We start from the raw sequence: 13,795 nt of genomic DNA, 5'->3' as shown, positions 1-13,795 counted from the left end.
TACTCCTGTAGCGAGTTTGTGAATGCTGCTCCATGCCTAGTAAGCACACTTACTGATAGCAAGAAAGACCACTAGATTAGTCCTGATGGTCTGCTAAATTGACTAATTTTACCTTATTTCGCCCAGACCTTTTAGCATCATAGAGTTTGGTGTCTGCCACTTTCAATAAATCATCAAAGGTAATAAGCTTCCCTTCTCTCGGATGGTATGTCACTGCACCAATACTGATCGTGACCGATCTTCTGAGCGAACTCAGTTTCTCAATGCTTTTCCTTAATCTTTCACAAGCCAAAAAACAGTCTTTTTCATCCGTTTCAGGGAAAAGCATGATAAATTCCTCACCGCCAAATCGTGCGACCTTATCTTGGCTTCGTAGGTTATGGCTAAGTTCTTTGGCGATATTCTTAAGTGCATAGTCACCTTCCTGGTGGCCATAGGAATCATTATATGATTTAAAAAAATCGATATCGGCAATGGCAATTGACACAGGTGCGGGATCTCGCGCAATTCTGGTCATTTCATTCTCAAACCAACGCATAAACTTTCGGCGATTCGCAATCTCTGTCAGGCTGTCTTCAGTAGCCATTCGCTCAAGCATAGTATTAATTTTGTGTAATTCTTCCTTTTGCTTTTTGAGCTCAATTTCCATCGTTTTACGCTCATTAATACTTTGTATCTGAGCAATATAATATTTGACTTCACCATTATCTTCGCGTACCAAAGAAACACTCAGAAGTATCCAGATATAATTCCCTGTTGCTGTCAGATATCTCTTTTCTAGTTGGTAGAAGGGAATTTCTCCTCGAGAAAGAGCATCTAATTGTTTTAAATCAGTGCTTAAATCATCGGGGTGGGTTATATTTTGAAAATTGATAGAAAGCAGATGGTCTTCAGTATATCCCAGCATACGGGTCAGTGAATTGTTGACTTTTTTCCATTGGCCAGAAGAGGCTACCAACGCCATCCCGATAGTTGAATTTTTAAAAATAGATTCGAGTATGTCATTGTTTTTTTGTAGTGCTGAAATAACAATTTCATTTTCACTGATTAATAAATTGATCTCGATTAACGAACCAATACCCTCAGCCATTAAACTAATGAATTCATAGTCATCCTCAGAGAATGATATGGATCTTATCTGAGTGGATGAGAAATTAATTGTACCCCACAATTTTTCCCTCACCCATATTGGCGCTGAGATATAACTCTCCAGCCTCATACCAATGTAGACCGGATGGGAATTAAAGTCAGGATGTGTTCCTGCATGTTCAACGCTTATTATTCTTCTTTCTCTGACCACTTGTTGACAATAAGTGTTTTTCAGTTCAAACACCATACCAGCTGAAATGTCTCCACTTGTTGGTGAAACCGCAAGTAGAGAGTAACGCTCACCCTCTATCTGACTAATAATACCAAGAGACAGGTCAAAGGCTTTTAATCCTTCATTCAGAATAGCCAGGTATTTATCTTCAGGAGAAGCATGTCTCTTGGCCAACGCCTCATAAAGGAAGTGAATTCGGTTGATATTAACGTTGTTTTCTTTCATTTTTAACATCGCATTATCTTTTCGTCTTTTTACGCATAAAAGAGGGTTGCTATTCGGCCTTGATTAGTTTTCTACATTGTACCGTAGCGACAGCAGCCGGTATTTGAATAACTATCTTGCTCATCGCCCCTTACTGCTTAAAAATTTATCAAAAAATCGAATGGTGACACTCTTTTTATAACAGGTATCTACGATCTTGACTAAGATTTTAGAAGGGCAGCTATGCGCTGCTTCTCATCTGGGCTTATCATCGTAAGGTCGCACTATGTGTACAAAAAGGGTAATTATTTGCCTGTCAGTAGCTTCTGTACTGTTCACATCCACTACATGGGCTATCAATAAAGATTATCGGCACAAACTTGAGCAGTCTGGTTGTACTCAGGTTTCTGAAGCGCAGGGTTGTGATATCAACAAATCTAAAGATGAAAATGCAAAAGCTGGTTTTGTTAATGAAAGCAGCGATACCACAACATCAGCAACCAGTCCTTATGCAGGTAAGTGGTTAGCTTTGAGTGATAGCGGTGTTACGGTTGCAAACATCAGTATTGATAAAAATGACAAAGTCATCGTCAATGGAAAGAGCGTACATGCCACAAAATCAGACGGTGTGCTGCAGTTCAAGCAGGGGATGGTGATTTATACTATCCAGGGAGATCGTCGGGTGAAAGGTGAGGATGTCTGGCGGGATACGGATGCCGGAACGCAGGGGAAAATCTTCAAAAAGTAAAAATATGTTCGGAACAATAGCTTGCAAGAAACCGTAAGGTTAATAGTTAAAACATATCAATTAGTTAGAATTGATCAACAAATTGCCTACTATTCTCAGATATTTTTTCTTAACGTCTCCCTGAAGGTGGTTGTATGGTATTTAGCAATCGTAAGGTAAGTAGTTTTCACTTATCTAATCCAACGTAGTTCGTAGTATATTAAGGGTATTCTTTGTTATCAGGTGTTCTGTATGTCCTATTCCATCGGTGAATTTGCGCGGCTTTGTGGAATAACCGCCACGACGTTGCGCGCCTGGCAACGTCGTTATGGACTTCTCAAACCACAGCGTACGGATGGTGGGCACCGGTTGTATAACGATGACGATATTCAGCAGGCGCTTAAAATTCTCGATTGGGTGAAAAAAGGCGTACCGATAAGCCAGGTAAAACCGCTGCTGGCCCGCCCTGGAGCCAAGCGAACAAATAACTGGCTCGCCCTGCAGGAGAGTATGCTGCAGCGGCTGAACGAAGGGAAAATTGAAACCCTGCGCCAGCTTATTTATGACGCAGGCCGCGAGTATCCTCGCCCTGAATTGGTGAGTGAGGTTTTGCGCCCTCTGCGAAGCCAAGTCTCAGCTAATGTGCCGGCTATAATGACGCTGCGTGAAATCCTCGATGGTATTATTATTTCTTACACCTCGTTTTGCCTGGAAGGGGATAAGCGTGCGCCGGGCGATAACTACCTGATTACCGGCTGGCATCTTACGGACCCCTGCGAGATCTGGCTTGAAGCGCTTTGCCGCACGGGACAGGGGCATCGCATTGATGTGCTTCCCGTACCGCCCGCGACGCTTGCTCCTGAGATTTTCCCCGAGCGCAAATGGTTGTTAGTGACCTCTGGTAAGCTCACCGCAGCGCGTAAAAAACAGATAGACCTCTGGCAACAGCAGGTTAATTTCCTCGATGTGATCCCGCTTTAATCCCCTGTGATTACCTTTCCTGTGTGTGTCGATTGGCCACTGTATTAGTGGCTGTTGGATAATTTAACTCAAAAAATTAAATTTTTAATTTATTGAATTAAATGAGTTTATAAAAAATCTCCAGCAAAAACTTGGACAAATTAAAGTGTTTGTGTAAGTTTTAATTATGCCGCGACGTCATGTGGTTCACTTAAGGGTAAGAGTTATGCGCGCACAGCCATCCGTTATCGACAGGTTTATGGATTACTACGCCAGTTTGGATCGCCAGCCCGTCCCCGCGCTTGCTGGGTTGTACGACGTGCATGCAGTACTTGTCGATCCCTTCGGGGAACATAACGGGCTGTTTGCCATCCAGCGCTATTTTTCGCACCTCCTGGGAAATGTAAACGCTTGCCGTTTTGCCATAGATCCTCCGCTATGTGAGAGCGGGCGGTTTGCCGTGACGTGGACCATGTACTGGTCGCATCCGCGCATTGCTGGCGGAGAAATACGATCTTTGCCGGGATGTTCAATGGTAGAGACGCATGGCGATAAGATTTTTCGCCAGCGAGATTACTACGACGCGGGTGAGATGCTTTATGAGCATCTGCCGCTGTTGGGCTGGGCCGTTCGCGGCGTTAAAAGGAGGGTGCGCGGATGATGACTGTCCTCATTACCGGTGCAAGCTCCGGGATTGGTGCCGGGCTTGCAAAGTCATGGGCCGATGACGGCTGTCAGGTGATTGCCTGCGGTCGCAATCCAGAAAGGCTGGAACAGCTGCGCCAATCCAATGCCAACATCACAGTACGCCTGTTCGATATGACAGACAGGGACGCCTGTCGCCAGGCGTTGGCGGACTGCAAACCCGAACTGGTTATTCTCTGTGCCGGGACCTGCGAATATCTCGACCAGGGCTGGATAGACGCCGAGAAGGTTGAACGGGTGATGGCGACGAATTATCTGGGTCCCATCAACTGCCTGGAAGCGCTTCAGTCGCAGTTAACCTCCGGTAGCCGCGTGGTGCTGGTCAGTTCGATGGCGCACTGGCTGCCGTTCCCACGGGCAGAAGCCTATGGTGCGTCTAAAGCGGCGCTAACCTGGTTTGCTAATAGCTTGCGTCTGGACTGGGAGCCGAAAGGTGTCTCCGTGACCGTCGTGTCGCCAGGATTTGTCGATACCCCGCTTACCCGTAAAAACGATTTTGCCATGCCGGGTCAGGTGAGTGTTGATTCTGCGGTGAAGGCGATTCGCCGTGGCCTGGCGAAAGGAAAAAATCATATTGCCTTCCCGACAGGCTTTGGCGTGCTGCTACGTCTGTTGGCCGGGCTGCCTGAGAGTCTCCAGCGCGCGTTGCTGCGCAGGATGGTGCGTTCATGAAAATTGCTATCATTGGCAGTGGTATTGCCGGATTAACCTGCGCCTGGCGTCTGGCCGGACACCATCAGGTGACGCTGTTTGAAGCGGCGTCGACCCCTGGCGGCCATACTGCGACGGTGGATGTGGCGACCCCGCAGGGGAATTTCGTGATTGATAGCGGCTTTATTGTCTATAACGACCGAACCTATCCGCGTTTTATGGGCTTGCTGAGCGAACTCGGTATCCAGGGGCAAAAAACGCAGATGAGTTTTTCGGTGCATAATCCGCAAAGCGGTCTGGAGTACAGCGGTCATACGCTGACTTCTTTGTTCGCCCAGCGTCGGAACCTACTCAACCCTGCATTTTGGGGTATGTTGCAAGAGATTGTCCGTTTTAATCGTCTGGCGAAACAGGCATTAAATGAGGTCGATGCGAACGCGACGCTACAGACCTTCCTCGACCAGCACCACTTCAGCGCGTTCTTTGCGCGTCATTACATTCTGCCGATGGGCGCAGCCATCTGGTCATCTTCGCTTCAGGAGATGCGCCGTTTTCCGCTTCCGCTGTTCTTACGCTTCTTTGAGCACCATGGCCTGCTGGATATCCGGGATCGCCCGCAGTGGTACGTGGTGCCGGGCGGATCGCGGGAATACATCCGTGTCATATTGGCGAAGCTGGGCGATCGTCTGACATTGCACCTTAATGCCCCTGTTCAGCAGGTTATTCGCTACGACAGCGGCGTCAAAATCCAGTTGGCAGGATCGGTACAGACATTTGATCAGGTGATCTTCGCCTGTCATTCCTCGCAGGCATTGGCTTTGCTTGAAGATGCGACCCCCGCAGAACGCGACGTGCTGGGCGCAATTGGCTGGCAGCGTAACGAGGTGGTGTTGCATAGCGATCGCCGCTGGTTACCGGTACGCGAACGCGCGTGGGCAAGCTGGAATTACCGTCTGAGTGGACAAGATCGTGCCAGCGCCTGCGTCACCTATAACATGAATATACTCCAGGGCTTACCTGAAGGAAGCCCGCTATTTTGCGTGACCCTCAATCCAGACACTCCAATTGACGATCGATTCGTCTGGCGACGCTTTGTTTACGAGCATCCATTGTTTAACCCTGAAAGCTGGCGGGCGCAGGCTCGCCGCGCTGAGATCAACGGCCTGCATCGGAGCTGGTTCTGCGGTGCCTATTGGTTCAACGGTTTTCACGAAGATGGCGTACGCAGTGCACTGGACGTGGTGTACGGCATTGCTGCAGGAGAGGGGCGCTAAGATGAACAGTTGCCTGTATCAGGGCGTATTGCGTCATCGCCGCCTTCAGCCTACAACGCACCAGTTTACTTATCAGGTGTTTATGGCGTGGCTCGATCTGGATGAACTGGCGCAGCTTCCGGGCGTCGGCGTGAAACGTAATCGCTTTGCCGCGGCGGCTTTTCATGATGCGGATTACCCGCTGGGGACACCGTTAAAAGAGAACGTGTTGAATCAGCTTGCCCTCCTGACTGGCGAACGTCCCGAAGGTCGCGTGATGCTCCTGACGCAATTGCGCTATTTCGGCTTTCATTTTAACCCGGTCAATTTTTACTACTGCTATGACCACGCGCAAATCCTGCGCTGGGTACTGGCGGAGGTCCGCAATACGCCATGGAATGAGCGACATTACTACGCCGTAGATGCACAGGAAAAGCGTCCGCTGGAAAAAGCGTTCCATGTATCGCCATTTAACCCGATGGATATGGTCTATCACTGGCGATTTAACTCGCCGGTTAAAACGCTGCATATGCATATCGAAAACCACCAGGAAGAGAAGATTTTTGATGCCACCCTGATGCTCAAACGCGAGCCGTTGACGCAGGCGAATTTACGTACGTTGCTGCTACGACTGCCGTTGATGACGCTGAAAACGGTGTCAGCGATTTACTGGCAGGCGTTACGACTGTGGCTCAAGCGAGTCCCTCTCTACAACCATCCCGTGAGCAGGAGTGAACGATCATGACCGATCCCGTCTTTGCGCTTGAACCTGATATTCCGCGCAACCTGCGTGTGGCGCGTTGGCTTCTTTTCCGCGTGCTGAGCGGTCTTCGCCAGGGGGCAATCACGGTGCGGGAAGGGGAGCAGACTTTTCATTTTGGTGATGTTTCAGCTGAGTTACGCGCCGACGTACATATTCTCTCACCCACGGTGTACTGGCGGGTGCTGAAAGGCGGAAGTCTTGCGGCGGCTGAAGCCTGGATGGACGGAGAGTGGGAAACGCAACAGCTCACGCCGTTATTGCAAATATTTGCGCTTAACACCACCCTGCTGGGACGGCTGGAAAGCGGATTTCGCCTGCTTGGACGACCCGTCGAGCGTTTGCGTCACTGGACACGTCGCAACCATCGGCAACAGGCGAGAGAAAACATCGCCGCGCATTACGACCTCGGCAATGCGTTTTACGCGCACTTTCTTGATGAGGATTTACTCTATTCCAGTGCCTTGTTCACCTGCCCCGAGCAGTCGTTAGCGCAGGCTCAGCAGGCCAAAATGGCGCGGCTTTGCGAACAGCTGGCGCTCACCGCGAATGATCATCTGCTGGAAATCGGTACCGGCTGGGGAGCGATGGCGGAATACGCCGCGCGTCATTACGGCTGCCGGGTGACCACCACGACCCTGTCGCAGGAACAGTTCGCCTGGGCGAACGCGCGCATTGCCCGCGCAGGTTTACAGGACAGAGTCAATGTACTGCTGTGCGACTACCGCGACCTGACCGGGGAATTCGACAAACTGGTGTCGGTTGAAATGATCGAGGCGGTGGGTCAGCGTTATCTGCCGACGTTTTTCCGCACCTGTCAGGCGCGCCTGCGCCCTGGAGGGAAAATGGCGATTCAGGCCATTACCATTCAGGATCAGCGCTATCGCGATTACAGCAAAGGCGTGGATTTTATTCAGCGTTATATCTTTCCGGGAGGCTTTTTACCCAGTATCACCGCGATGAGCGGTCTGATGACAAAGCACACCGACTTTGTGGTTCGCAATCTGTTCGATATGGGGCCTGACTACGCCCGGACGCTTGCGCACTGGCGACAACGATTTGTTCACGCCTGGCATGATATTGAAAAGCTGGGCTTTGATGAGCGTTTTCGTCGCATGTGGCTGTATTACTTCGGCTACTGCGAAGCCGGTTTTAATGCGCGCACTATCAGTGTGGTGCAACTGACGGTGGAACGTCTATGAACCGCCATTTACAGGTCTTTATCCTGGCTGTCGGGTTCGATTTGTACTGGCTCATGGTGGTGTTATTACGTGAGCGCGGCCTGGTGTTATGGCTTGGGCTGGCTATTCTGGCCTGCTTCTTGCTGCCGCCTGCACAACGTCTGTACGCGTTAATGCTGGCAGCAGCGGGCAGTAGTCTGGATGCGCTGTGGGCGTTGACGGGGTTGATCGATTTTCACGGTGAAGCATTGTTACCGTTATGGATGGTCGCGCTCTGGCTCATGTTCGCCGCCCTGTGGACGCACCTTACCTGCTCGACCACTTTGCCGGGATGGCTGCTGGCAATCATGGCCACCGGTGGTGGCCCGGTCGCCTATGTGATAGGAGAGCGTTTGGGGTCTATTACTTTTCTGGAACCGGCATTTATCGTTGTCGGTTTAATGGCGGCGGGCTGGCTGGTGTTGATGCTGTTTTTTCATATTTTCATGGGGAAACGCCAATGAAACCTGCCTTACTGATACTGCTGGGCGTCATGGCGATTGCGCCGTTTGCAGGGGCTACAGACTGGTTAAGCTGGCATAAAGTCGGCGATGCAACGCTCACCTGGGGGCCATTCACGATCTATACCTCACAACTGCGCACGCCGGATGGGCGTTATCGCGGGCTGAAAGAGGAGCAGGCGCTGATTATCACCTATCAGCGCAAAATTGAACGGCAAGAACTGGTGGATGCCACCCGCGATCAGTGGCGAGCGCAGGGGATTCTGGCGCGGGAAGCGCAGAGCGAGTCCTGGCTTCGCATGTTGGGTGAGCTATGGCCAGACGTCGCGCCGGGTACGCAACTGGCTTTTGTATTGCAAGATAAGCAGGGGCAGTTCTGGTATCGCATGTCAGCGACACAAAGGCAATTTATCCCGCTTGGCCCACCGCAGTCGGCGGCGTTCAGCGAAAACTTTCTCGCTGTCTGGCTGGGTTCCCGCACGCAATATCCTGAGCTGCGTCAGCAGCTTACTGGAGGTGAAAAATGAAACGTTTATTGACCCTGAGCCTGCCCTTGCTGATGCAACTGGCTGGTTGTAGCGCTGAAATTGCCGACTATCGACAACAACAGCCGACGCTGGATATCTTTCAGTATTTTCAGGGAGAAACGCAAGCATGGGGGATGGTTCAGGACCGCAGCGGTAAACAGCTTCGTCGCTTCCACGTCGACATTAACGGCGATGTGGTGGGAGACACATTGACCCTCAACGAACGCTTTGTGTACGACGATGGCGAGAAACAGCAGCGTGTGTGGCATATCCGTAAAGTCAGCGCCGATCGTTACGAAGGCACCGCCGGCGACATTGAAGGTGTTGCGAAGGGACAGGCGGCGGGCAACGCGTTCAACTGGCATTACAGCATGAATGTGAAAGCCAGCGGCAGAACCTGGTTGCTAAATTTTGATGACTGGATGTACCTGCAGGATGCCAATCATCTGTTTAATAAAACTGAGATGAAGAAATTTGGCGTCACCGTCGGCACGGTGACACTCTTCTTCTCCCGTAAAACGCACTAGCGAGGAAGACGCAATGAAAATGCAACCCATCGTTGGGATCAGCGGCTGTTTAACGGGGTCTGCCGTCCGCTTTGACGGCGGGCATAAGCGGGCGCAGTTTGTGATGGACAGGCTGGCACAGTGGGTGACATTCCGGCCCATTTGCCCGGAGATGGCGATTGGCTTGCCTGTCCCAAGACCGGCGTTGCGCCTGGTACAAACGGCTGTCGGCGATATTCGCATGCGATTTAGCCACGCACCTCACGAAGACGTGACCGACAAAATGGCTGACTTTTGCCAGCGGTATCTGGCCGGGTTGGACACTCTGTCCGGGTTTATCGTCTGCGCCAAATCACCCAGTTGTGGTATGGAACGCGTGCGCTTATATGACGAGAAAGGCAATCGCGGGCGCAAAGACGGGGTGGGACTGTTTACCGCCACGCTTATGGAGAAATATCCGTGGCTACCGGTAGAAGAGGACGGGCGGCTGCACGATCCGGTCCTGCGCGAAAACTTCGTCGAAAGGGTTTTCGCGCTACATGAGCTAAATATGCTGCGCAAAAATGGCCTGACGCGTCGGGCTCTACTGGATTTTCATAGCCGTTATAAATTGCAATTGCTGGCTCACCATCAGGCCGGATACCGGGAAATTGGCCCATTCGTCGCATCACTGCATGAATGGGAGGATCTGGAAGCTTTCTTTGCGGTCTACCGGGATAAATTAATGACGCTTCTGAAGAAACCCGCCTCACGTAAAAACCACACTAACGTGCTGATGCACATTCAGGGATATTTCCGTAATCAGTTAACAATGCGTCAGCGCGGCGAGTTGCGCGAGGTGATCCTTAATTACCGCGCAGGACTACTGCCCATACTGGCTCCTATGACGCTGCTGAAACATTATCTGGCGGAATACCCGGACGGTTATCTGCTGACGCAGAATTACTTTGATCCCTACCCGCAAGATTTAGCATTGCGACTGACTGTTAATTGATCATATTTGATTAAAAGAAGCGGGCAGAATAACAATTTATGTAATGTTCAAAATCTTTAATTTCCGCTAATTGCTCATAGTGGATTGCAGCGACTGTAAAATCTGTACCATCGAGGTTTGCCAGTAATGGTAGCGTGTTGAATGTGCCGGCGTGAAAAACTTGGATTCTTGGTGAAAACTCTCCCCAAAACAAAAAACATAGCTCGGATAATCAATGAGTTGAAAAAGGTAGATATGGTACATTTTGCAAAATGTAAACATTATAATTTAATATTTATTATAGTGTTATGAGAGTTGTGGCGATGTAATGCTGCGTTACATTGGCAGGATTAACTGGGCACCTTGATTTTTCACATTTCCAACGGCACTCGTTACGGCATGCCATATAAATTTATCAGCCGGAACGGAACCGTCAGCCGCAATTTCCGCAGCTTCTTTTCCTCCAATGTCCTGCCTCATCCATTCGCGAGCGGCTTCTGGTGACAGTACCAGCGGCCGCCTGTCGTGAATATCTACCAGTCCTTTGTCAGCTGCAGCTGTAACTATCAGGAAACCTTCTGCTTCATCTCCTCGATCGAATGGCGTGCTGCCAATCGCCGCCATAAATATCGGCTGTCCGTCGGCCCGATGAATGAAGTAAGGCTGCTTCGTGTCACCTTCCTTTTTCCATTCGTACCAGCCATCAGCAAAGCAAATTGCACGACCGTGCTGCCAGAGCGGTTTAAACATTCTGCTGGTGGCCGCAGTTTCAGATCGAGCATTAATTAGCGGTGGCTTATCCCACCACCCAGGGGCATATCCCCAAATGACAGGGTCAAGGTGCAGTTGCTCATCACGTTCGCTCAGAAGCAGGACTTTGGTGCCAGGCGCTACGTTGAATCTTCCGATGGGTTCCGGGTCATATGGAATGTCTAGTTCGGCTTCTTCAGCGAGCAGGGCAAGATAGTCCTCTCGTGTCATTGACTGTGAAAAACGGCCACACATAGAAACCTCCAGCCATATGTCAGACTGAAAGTATAGGGCAGGAAGAAAAAGTGGTGCGCCCGGTAATGATTTAAAAGGAATTTGTAAGGTAAATCGAAATGATGGTTTTGTGAATTGATGAATTCTTAAAAATGGATGGGCGCTCGTTGAAAGCGATCCCGAATTTTTCCCGACGACGCCACGAAACCAATAGCAACTGATTGATCTTGAACGGGTGCAATAGTAAGTATCAGGAGGTGTTTTTTAGTGGGCTTTTTATGCTAACCTATTGAAGTTTATAGGTTATTGCGTTTTGAGTTGTAAACAGGAATCGTAATCGGTCTCTTTTTATGTACTTTAAAAACCAAAAGGTTAGAAAGCACGGTGCCAAAACACACGAAATTCTTTGTGCGGCATTTTATGCCTGCTACAACAATCTAAACATTTTTGTCCCCATATCCAAGTACTTTTCTGTCATTTTTCACTTTGGTCTTGGACTCGGTGCTATCTGCATCCCTTTATGCAAATGTTCTCGTAACGTGGCAGATGGATATGATTTAAATGTTGTACTATTGAAAATGACAGTATATTAATTTTTTCATAGCCATGGGGATATCGGATAAAGTTAATTGGTAATAATCTAAGGATTATGATTTATTATGAACGGGTTATAGCGATAAAATTATTAAAGATGGAATGGATATATGAATGACTCAGATGGTTATGTTTATATTTTAAAGAATGATGCCTATCAGGATATTTTTTTAAAATAGGGTTTGCAAAGAACATGCCTGAGCATCGGGCTAAGCAATTGTTTAATGGAGTGACCGGTGTTCCACTACCATTCGATGTGGTTATGGCATGTAAAGTAGGAAATTATCGGGAAGCAGAAAAGAATATTCATCTTCCCTTAAAACCTTATAGAGTAAACCATAGAAGAGAGTTTTTTGAACTGCCAATAGAAATTTGCAGTAAGGTGGTTCTAGATGAATGTAATAAGAAAAATGAACGACTTAATTTCAATTTTATTAATCCTATAATATTGGTGGAAAAGAAAGAGATCGCTATTGAAATTGAAAAGTATCATGAGTCTAACTTTTTGATATCTATGAAAGATATTCTTATGCAAGAAAAACATAATTCTAAATTAAATAGCGAGCAAAAAGATAGAATCGACATATTGATACTTGTATTAGCTGATGTGTTCCCTAACGAACTTGTGGGTTGGTATGATGGATTTATGAAAGACCATGATCCGGAAAAAGAAATAAAAATTTGGGAATCGTTAGTTAAGGCTTTTTGTAAAGCCAAGCGTTATTATGAATTCAATGCATATAAACAAGAGGTTTTTAATAGCCTGCTTCTACGGACCATTAATGATAAATCGTTTGTCATGAAAGCTATGGCTTCATCGGAGGTTCCTCATGACTTACTTTCACGAATACTTGACTGTTACGATTTAAAGCCAACACCACTTGTCGTTATTACAGCGAATGGGATTAAAATGGATGCCCGATTACATATCCATAAATAATTATGTCTCGGATATAAATAGAAACATCCCCGCCTTTCTGATGTATTTGCTAAAATTAAAGTTGCATGAGAACTGTGTACAGGAGGTCAAATGGGACTGCCTGACAATGCTTATCAAAGAGTGGAAGCGACGCGCTGGCGACATGTTTGGGTGGTCGGGGATATCCACGGTTGCTTCTCATTATTGATGGCGAAATTGCGCCTGTGTCATTTTGATCCGTGGCAGGACCTGCTGGTTTCAGTGGGGGATGTTATCGACCGCGGACCAGACAGTCTGCGTTGCCTGAAGCTACTGCGTAAACGCTGGATTATCGCGGTTAGAGGGAATCATGAACAGATGGGGCTGGACGCGCTGGCAACCGGGGAGCAATTCCTGTGGTTTATGAATGGCGGTTCGTGGTTTGCGCAGGCGGAGCAGCCAGCGGCGACAGCCGCTCTTGAAACGTGTCGGCAATTACCCTGGATTCTGGAGCTGCGTTGCCAGAACGGCATACACGTTGTTGCTCACGCAGATTACCCTGATGATAATTATCAGTGGCAAAAAGAGGTCGATTTACAGCGGGTACTGTGGGATCGCACAAGGCTGATGAATAAAGGCAACGGCATTCGCGGCGCGGATCACTTTTGGTTTGGTCATACGCCTCTGCGTCAGCGGGTGGATCACGAGAATCTGCACTATATTGATACCGGTGCGGTGTTTGGCGGCGAGTTAACGCTGGTGCAACTGCAATAATCAAAAATCGCTGTATTCCTGGGCCGGACGCCAGAAGCTGTCGATGTAGTCATCCGCGGGTAAACATCCGCCGTTACGAATACGCTGATCGTCCATCGATATCAGGCACTGCTGCTCAGTTTTGTAGACATCAACAACGATATCTTCACAACCGCCACCCAGGTAGCACACAAAAAGAACCAGCGTGAACATTCCATCCTCAAATGGTAAAGCCATAGCTGTAGTGTAGAAGATGTTGATAGATGAGGGAAATTAACCAAGAAATAACCCGTCTGGC

Annotated in this window: 16 protein-coding genes; 13 read left to right on the top strand and 3 right to left on the bottom strand. The window is 48.7% G+C overall.

The window, feature by feature from the left end; all coding sequences use genetic code 11:
* Positions 1-76: 76 nt before the first annotated feature.
* Entirely contained in the window at positions 77-1,555 is a 1,479-nt protein-coding gene (locus GFC06_RS17870) for a sensor domain-containing diguanylate cyclase (protein WP_228522529.1), read from the bottom strand.
* A 256-nt stretch (positions 1,556-1,811) separates the two neighbouring features.
* Between GFC06_RS17870 and GFC06_RS17865 the strand changes: the two genes are divergently transcribed.
* From GFC06_RS17865 to GFC06_RS17815, 11 genes are all read left to right on the top strand, one after another.
* Positions 1,812-2,273 (top strand): hypothetical protein, encoded by a 462-nt coding sequence (locus tag GFC06_RS17865; RefSeq protein WP_047417989.1) that lies wholly within the window; start codon positions 1,812-1,814, stop codon positions 2,271-2,273.
* A gap of 231 nt (positions 2,274-2,504) precedes the next feature.
* Complete coding sequence (locus GFC06_RS17860) at positions 2,505-3,233, top strand: MerR family transcriptional regulator (protein ID WP_047417986.1); 729 nt, start codon at positions 2,505-2,507, stop codon at positions 3,231-3,233.
* A 205-nt stretch (positions 3,234-3,438) separates the two neighbouring features.
* Positions 3,439-3,873, top strand: a complete 435-nt coding sequence (locus GFC06_RS17855) for a nuclear transport factor 2 family protein (protein WP_101699971.1) — start codon at positions 3,439-3,441, stop codon at positions 3,871-3,873.
* Positions 3,870-4,589: an SDR family NAD(P)-dependent oxidoreductase gene (locus tag GFC06_RS17850; protein ID WP_047417980.1), complete on the top strand. Its 720-nt coding sequence runs from the start codon at positions 3,870-3,872 to the stop codon at positions 4,587-4,589. The genes GFC06_RS17855 and GFC06_RS17850 overlap by 4 nt, the downstream gene beginning before the upstream one ends.
* Positions 4,586-5,842, top strand: a complete 1,257-nt coding sequence (locus GFC06_RS17845) for an NAD(P)/FAD-dependent oxidoreductase (RefSeq protein ID WP_101699972.1) — start codon at positions 4,586-4,588, stop codon at positions 5,840-5,842. The genes GFC06_RS17850 and GFC06_RS17845 overlap by 4 nt, the downstream gene beginning before the upstream one ends.
* A gap of 1 nt (position 5,843) precedes the next feature.
* Positions 5,844-6,566 (top strand): DUF1365 domain-containing protein, encoded by a 723-nt coding sequence (locus GFC06_RS17840; protein WP_049281531.1) that lies wholly within the window; start codon positions 5,844-5,846, stop codon positions 6,564-6,566.
* On the top strand, positions 6,563-7,783 hold the full coding sequence (locus GFC06_RS17835) for an SAM-dependent methyltransferase (protein ID WP_101699973.1): 1,221 nt from the start codon (positions 6,563-6,565) through the stop codon (positions 7,781-7,783). The genes GFC06_RS17840 and GFC06_RS17835 overlap by 4 nt, the downstream gene beginning before the upstream one ends.
* Positions 7,780-8,265 (top strand): DUF2878 domain-containing protein, encoded by a 486-nt coding sequence (locus tag GFC06_RS17830; protein ID WP_101699974.1) that lies wholly within the window; start codon positions 7,780-7,782, stop codon positions 8,263-8,265. The genes GFC06_RS17835 and GFC06_RS17830 overlap by 4 nt, the downstream gene beginning before the upstream one ends.
* Entirely contained in the window at positions 8,262-8,789 is a 528-nt protein-coding gene (locus GFC06_RS17825; RefSeq protein WP_101699975.1) for a hypothetical protein, read from the top strand. The genes GFC06_RS17830 and GFC06_RS17825 overlap by 4 nt, the downstream gene beginning before the upstream one ends.
* Positions 8,786-9,316 (top strand): DUF3833 domain-containing protein, encoded by a 531-nt coding sequence (locus GFC06_RS17820; protein ID WP_101699976.1) that lies wholly within the window; start codon positions 8,786-8,788, stop codon positions 9,314-9,316. The genes GFC06_RS17825 and GFC06_RS17820 overlap by 4 nt, the downstream gene beginning before the upstream one ends.
* Before the next feature lie 13 nt (positions 9,317-9,329).
* Positions 9,330-10,289 carry a YbgA family protein gene (locus tag GFC06_RS17815; protein WP_101699977.1) on the top strand — a complete coding sequence of 320 codons (960 nt, stop codon included), beginning with the start codon at positions 9,330-9,332 and terminating at the stop codon, positions 10,287-10,289.
* Between the two features lie 315 nt (positions 10,290-10,604).
* Here the strand turns inward: GFC06_RS17815 and GFC06_RS17810 are convergent, their stop codons facing one another.
* Positions 10,605-11,273, bottom strand: a complete 669-nt coding sequence (locus GFC06_RS17810; RefSeq protein ID WP_101699978.1) for an SOS response-associated peptidase — start codon at positions 11,271-11,273, stop codon at positions 10,605-10,607.
* Positions 11,274-12,021: 748 nt separating this feature from the next.
* On the opposite strand from GFC06_RS17810, the gene GFC06_RS17805 reads away from it, so the two are divergent.
* Together GFC06_RS17805 and pphA are read left to right on the top strand one after the other, a co-directional pair.
* Complete coding sequence (locus GFC06_RS17805; protein WP_228522563.1) at positions 12,022-12,786, top strand: GIY-YIG nuclease family protein; 765 nt, start codon at positions 12,022-12,024, stop codon at positions 12,784-12,786.
* A 90-nt stretch (positions 12,787-12,876) separates the two neighbouring features.
* On the top strand, positions 12,877-13,518 hold the full coding sequence (gene pphA, locus GFC06_RS17800) for a protein-serine/threonine phosphatase (RefSeq protein WP_103766188.1): 642 nt from the start codon (positions 12,877-12,879) through the stop codon (positions 13,516-13,518).
* Here the strand turns inward: pphA and GFC06_RS17795 are convergent, their stop codons facing one another.
* On the bottom strand, positions 13,519-13,710 hold the full coding sequence (locus GFC06_RS17795) for a YdfD/YebW family protein (RefSeq protein WP_016152779.1): 192 nt from the start codon (positions 13,708-13,710) through the stop codon (positions 13,519-13,521).
* Positions 13,711-13,795 lie beyond the last annotated feature (85 nt).

The organism is Citrobacter braakii, assembly GCF_009648935.1.
GTDB classification, from domain to species: Bacteria; Pseudomonadota; Gammaproteobacteria; order Enterobacterales; family Enterobacteriaceae; genus Citrobacter; species Citrobacter braakii.
The sequence above is the reverse complement of the archived record's forward strand: the minus strand, read 5'-3'. Positions and strand labels throughout refer to the sequence as shown.

What these genes read in the sequence shown, in the direction of transcription:
- GFC06_RS17855 (WP_101699971.1), top strand. Translation starts at nt 3,439, where the DNA reads ATGCGCGCACAGCCATCCGTTATCGACAGGTTTATGGATTACTACGCC.
- GFC06_RS17870 (WP_228522529.1), bottom strand. Translation starts at nt 1,555, where the DNA reads ATGTTAAAAATGAAAGAAAACAACGTTAATATCAACCGAATTCACTTC.
- pphA (WP_103766188.1), top strand. Translation starts at nt 12,877, where the DNA reads ATGGGACTGCCTGACAATGCTTATCAAAGAGTGGAAGCGACGCGCTGG.
- GFC06_RS17845 (WP_101699972.1), top strand. Translation starts at nt 4,586, where the DNA reads ATGAAAATTGCTATCATTGGCAGTGGTATTGCCGGATTAACCTGCGCC.
- GFC06_RS17815 (WP_101699977.1), top strand. Translation starts at nt 9,330, where the DNA reads ATGAAAATGCAACCCATCGTTGGGATCAGCGGCTGTTTAACGGGGTCT.
- GFC06_RS17820 (WP_101699976.1), top strand. Translation starts at nt 8,786, where the DNA reads ATGAAACGTTTATTGACCCTGAGCCTGCCCTTGCTGATGCAACTGGCT.
- GFC06_RS17825 (WP_101699975.1), top strand. Translation starts at nt 8,262, where the DNA reads ATGAAACCTGCCTTACTGATACTGCTGGGCGTCATGGCGATTGCGCCG.
- GFC06_RS17835 (WP_101699973.1), top strand. Translation starts at nt 6,563, where the DNA reads ATGACCGATCCCGTCTTTGCGCTTGAACCTGATATTCCGCGCAACCTG.
- GFC06_RS17840 (WP_049281531.1), top strand. Translation starts at nt 5,844, where the DNA reads ATGAACAGTTGCCTGTATCAGGGCGTATTGCGTCATCGCCGCCTTCAG.
- GFC06_RS17830 (WP_101699974.1), top strand. Translation starts at nt 7,780, where the DNA reads ATGAACCGCCATTTACAGGTCTTTATCCTGGCTGTCGGGTTCGATTTG.
- GFC06_RS17850 (WP_047417980.1), top strand. Translation starts at nt 3,870, where the DNA reads ATGATGACTGTCCTCATTACCGGTGCAAGCTCCGGGATTGGTGCCGGG.
- GFC06_RS17860 (WP_047417986.1), top strand. Translation starts at nt 2,505, where the DNA reads ATGTCCTATTCCATCGGTGAATTTGCGCGGCTTTGTGGAATAACCGCC.
- GFC06_RS17795 (WP_016152779.1), bottom strand. Translation starts at nt 13,710, where the DNA reads ATGTTCACGCTGGTTCTTTTTGTGTGCTACCTGGGTGGCGGTTGTGAA.
- GFC06_RS17865 (WP_047417989.1), top strand. Translation starts at nt 1,812, where the DNA reads ATGTGTACAAAAAGGGTAATTATTTGCCTGTCAGTAGCTTCTGTACTG.
- GFC06_RS17810 (WP_101699978.1), bottom strand. Translation starts at nt 11,273, where the DNA reads ATGTGTGGCCGTTTTTCACAGTCAATGACACGAGAGGACTATCTTGCC.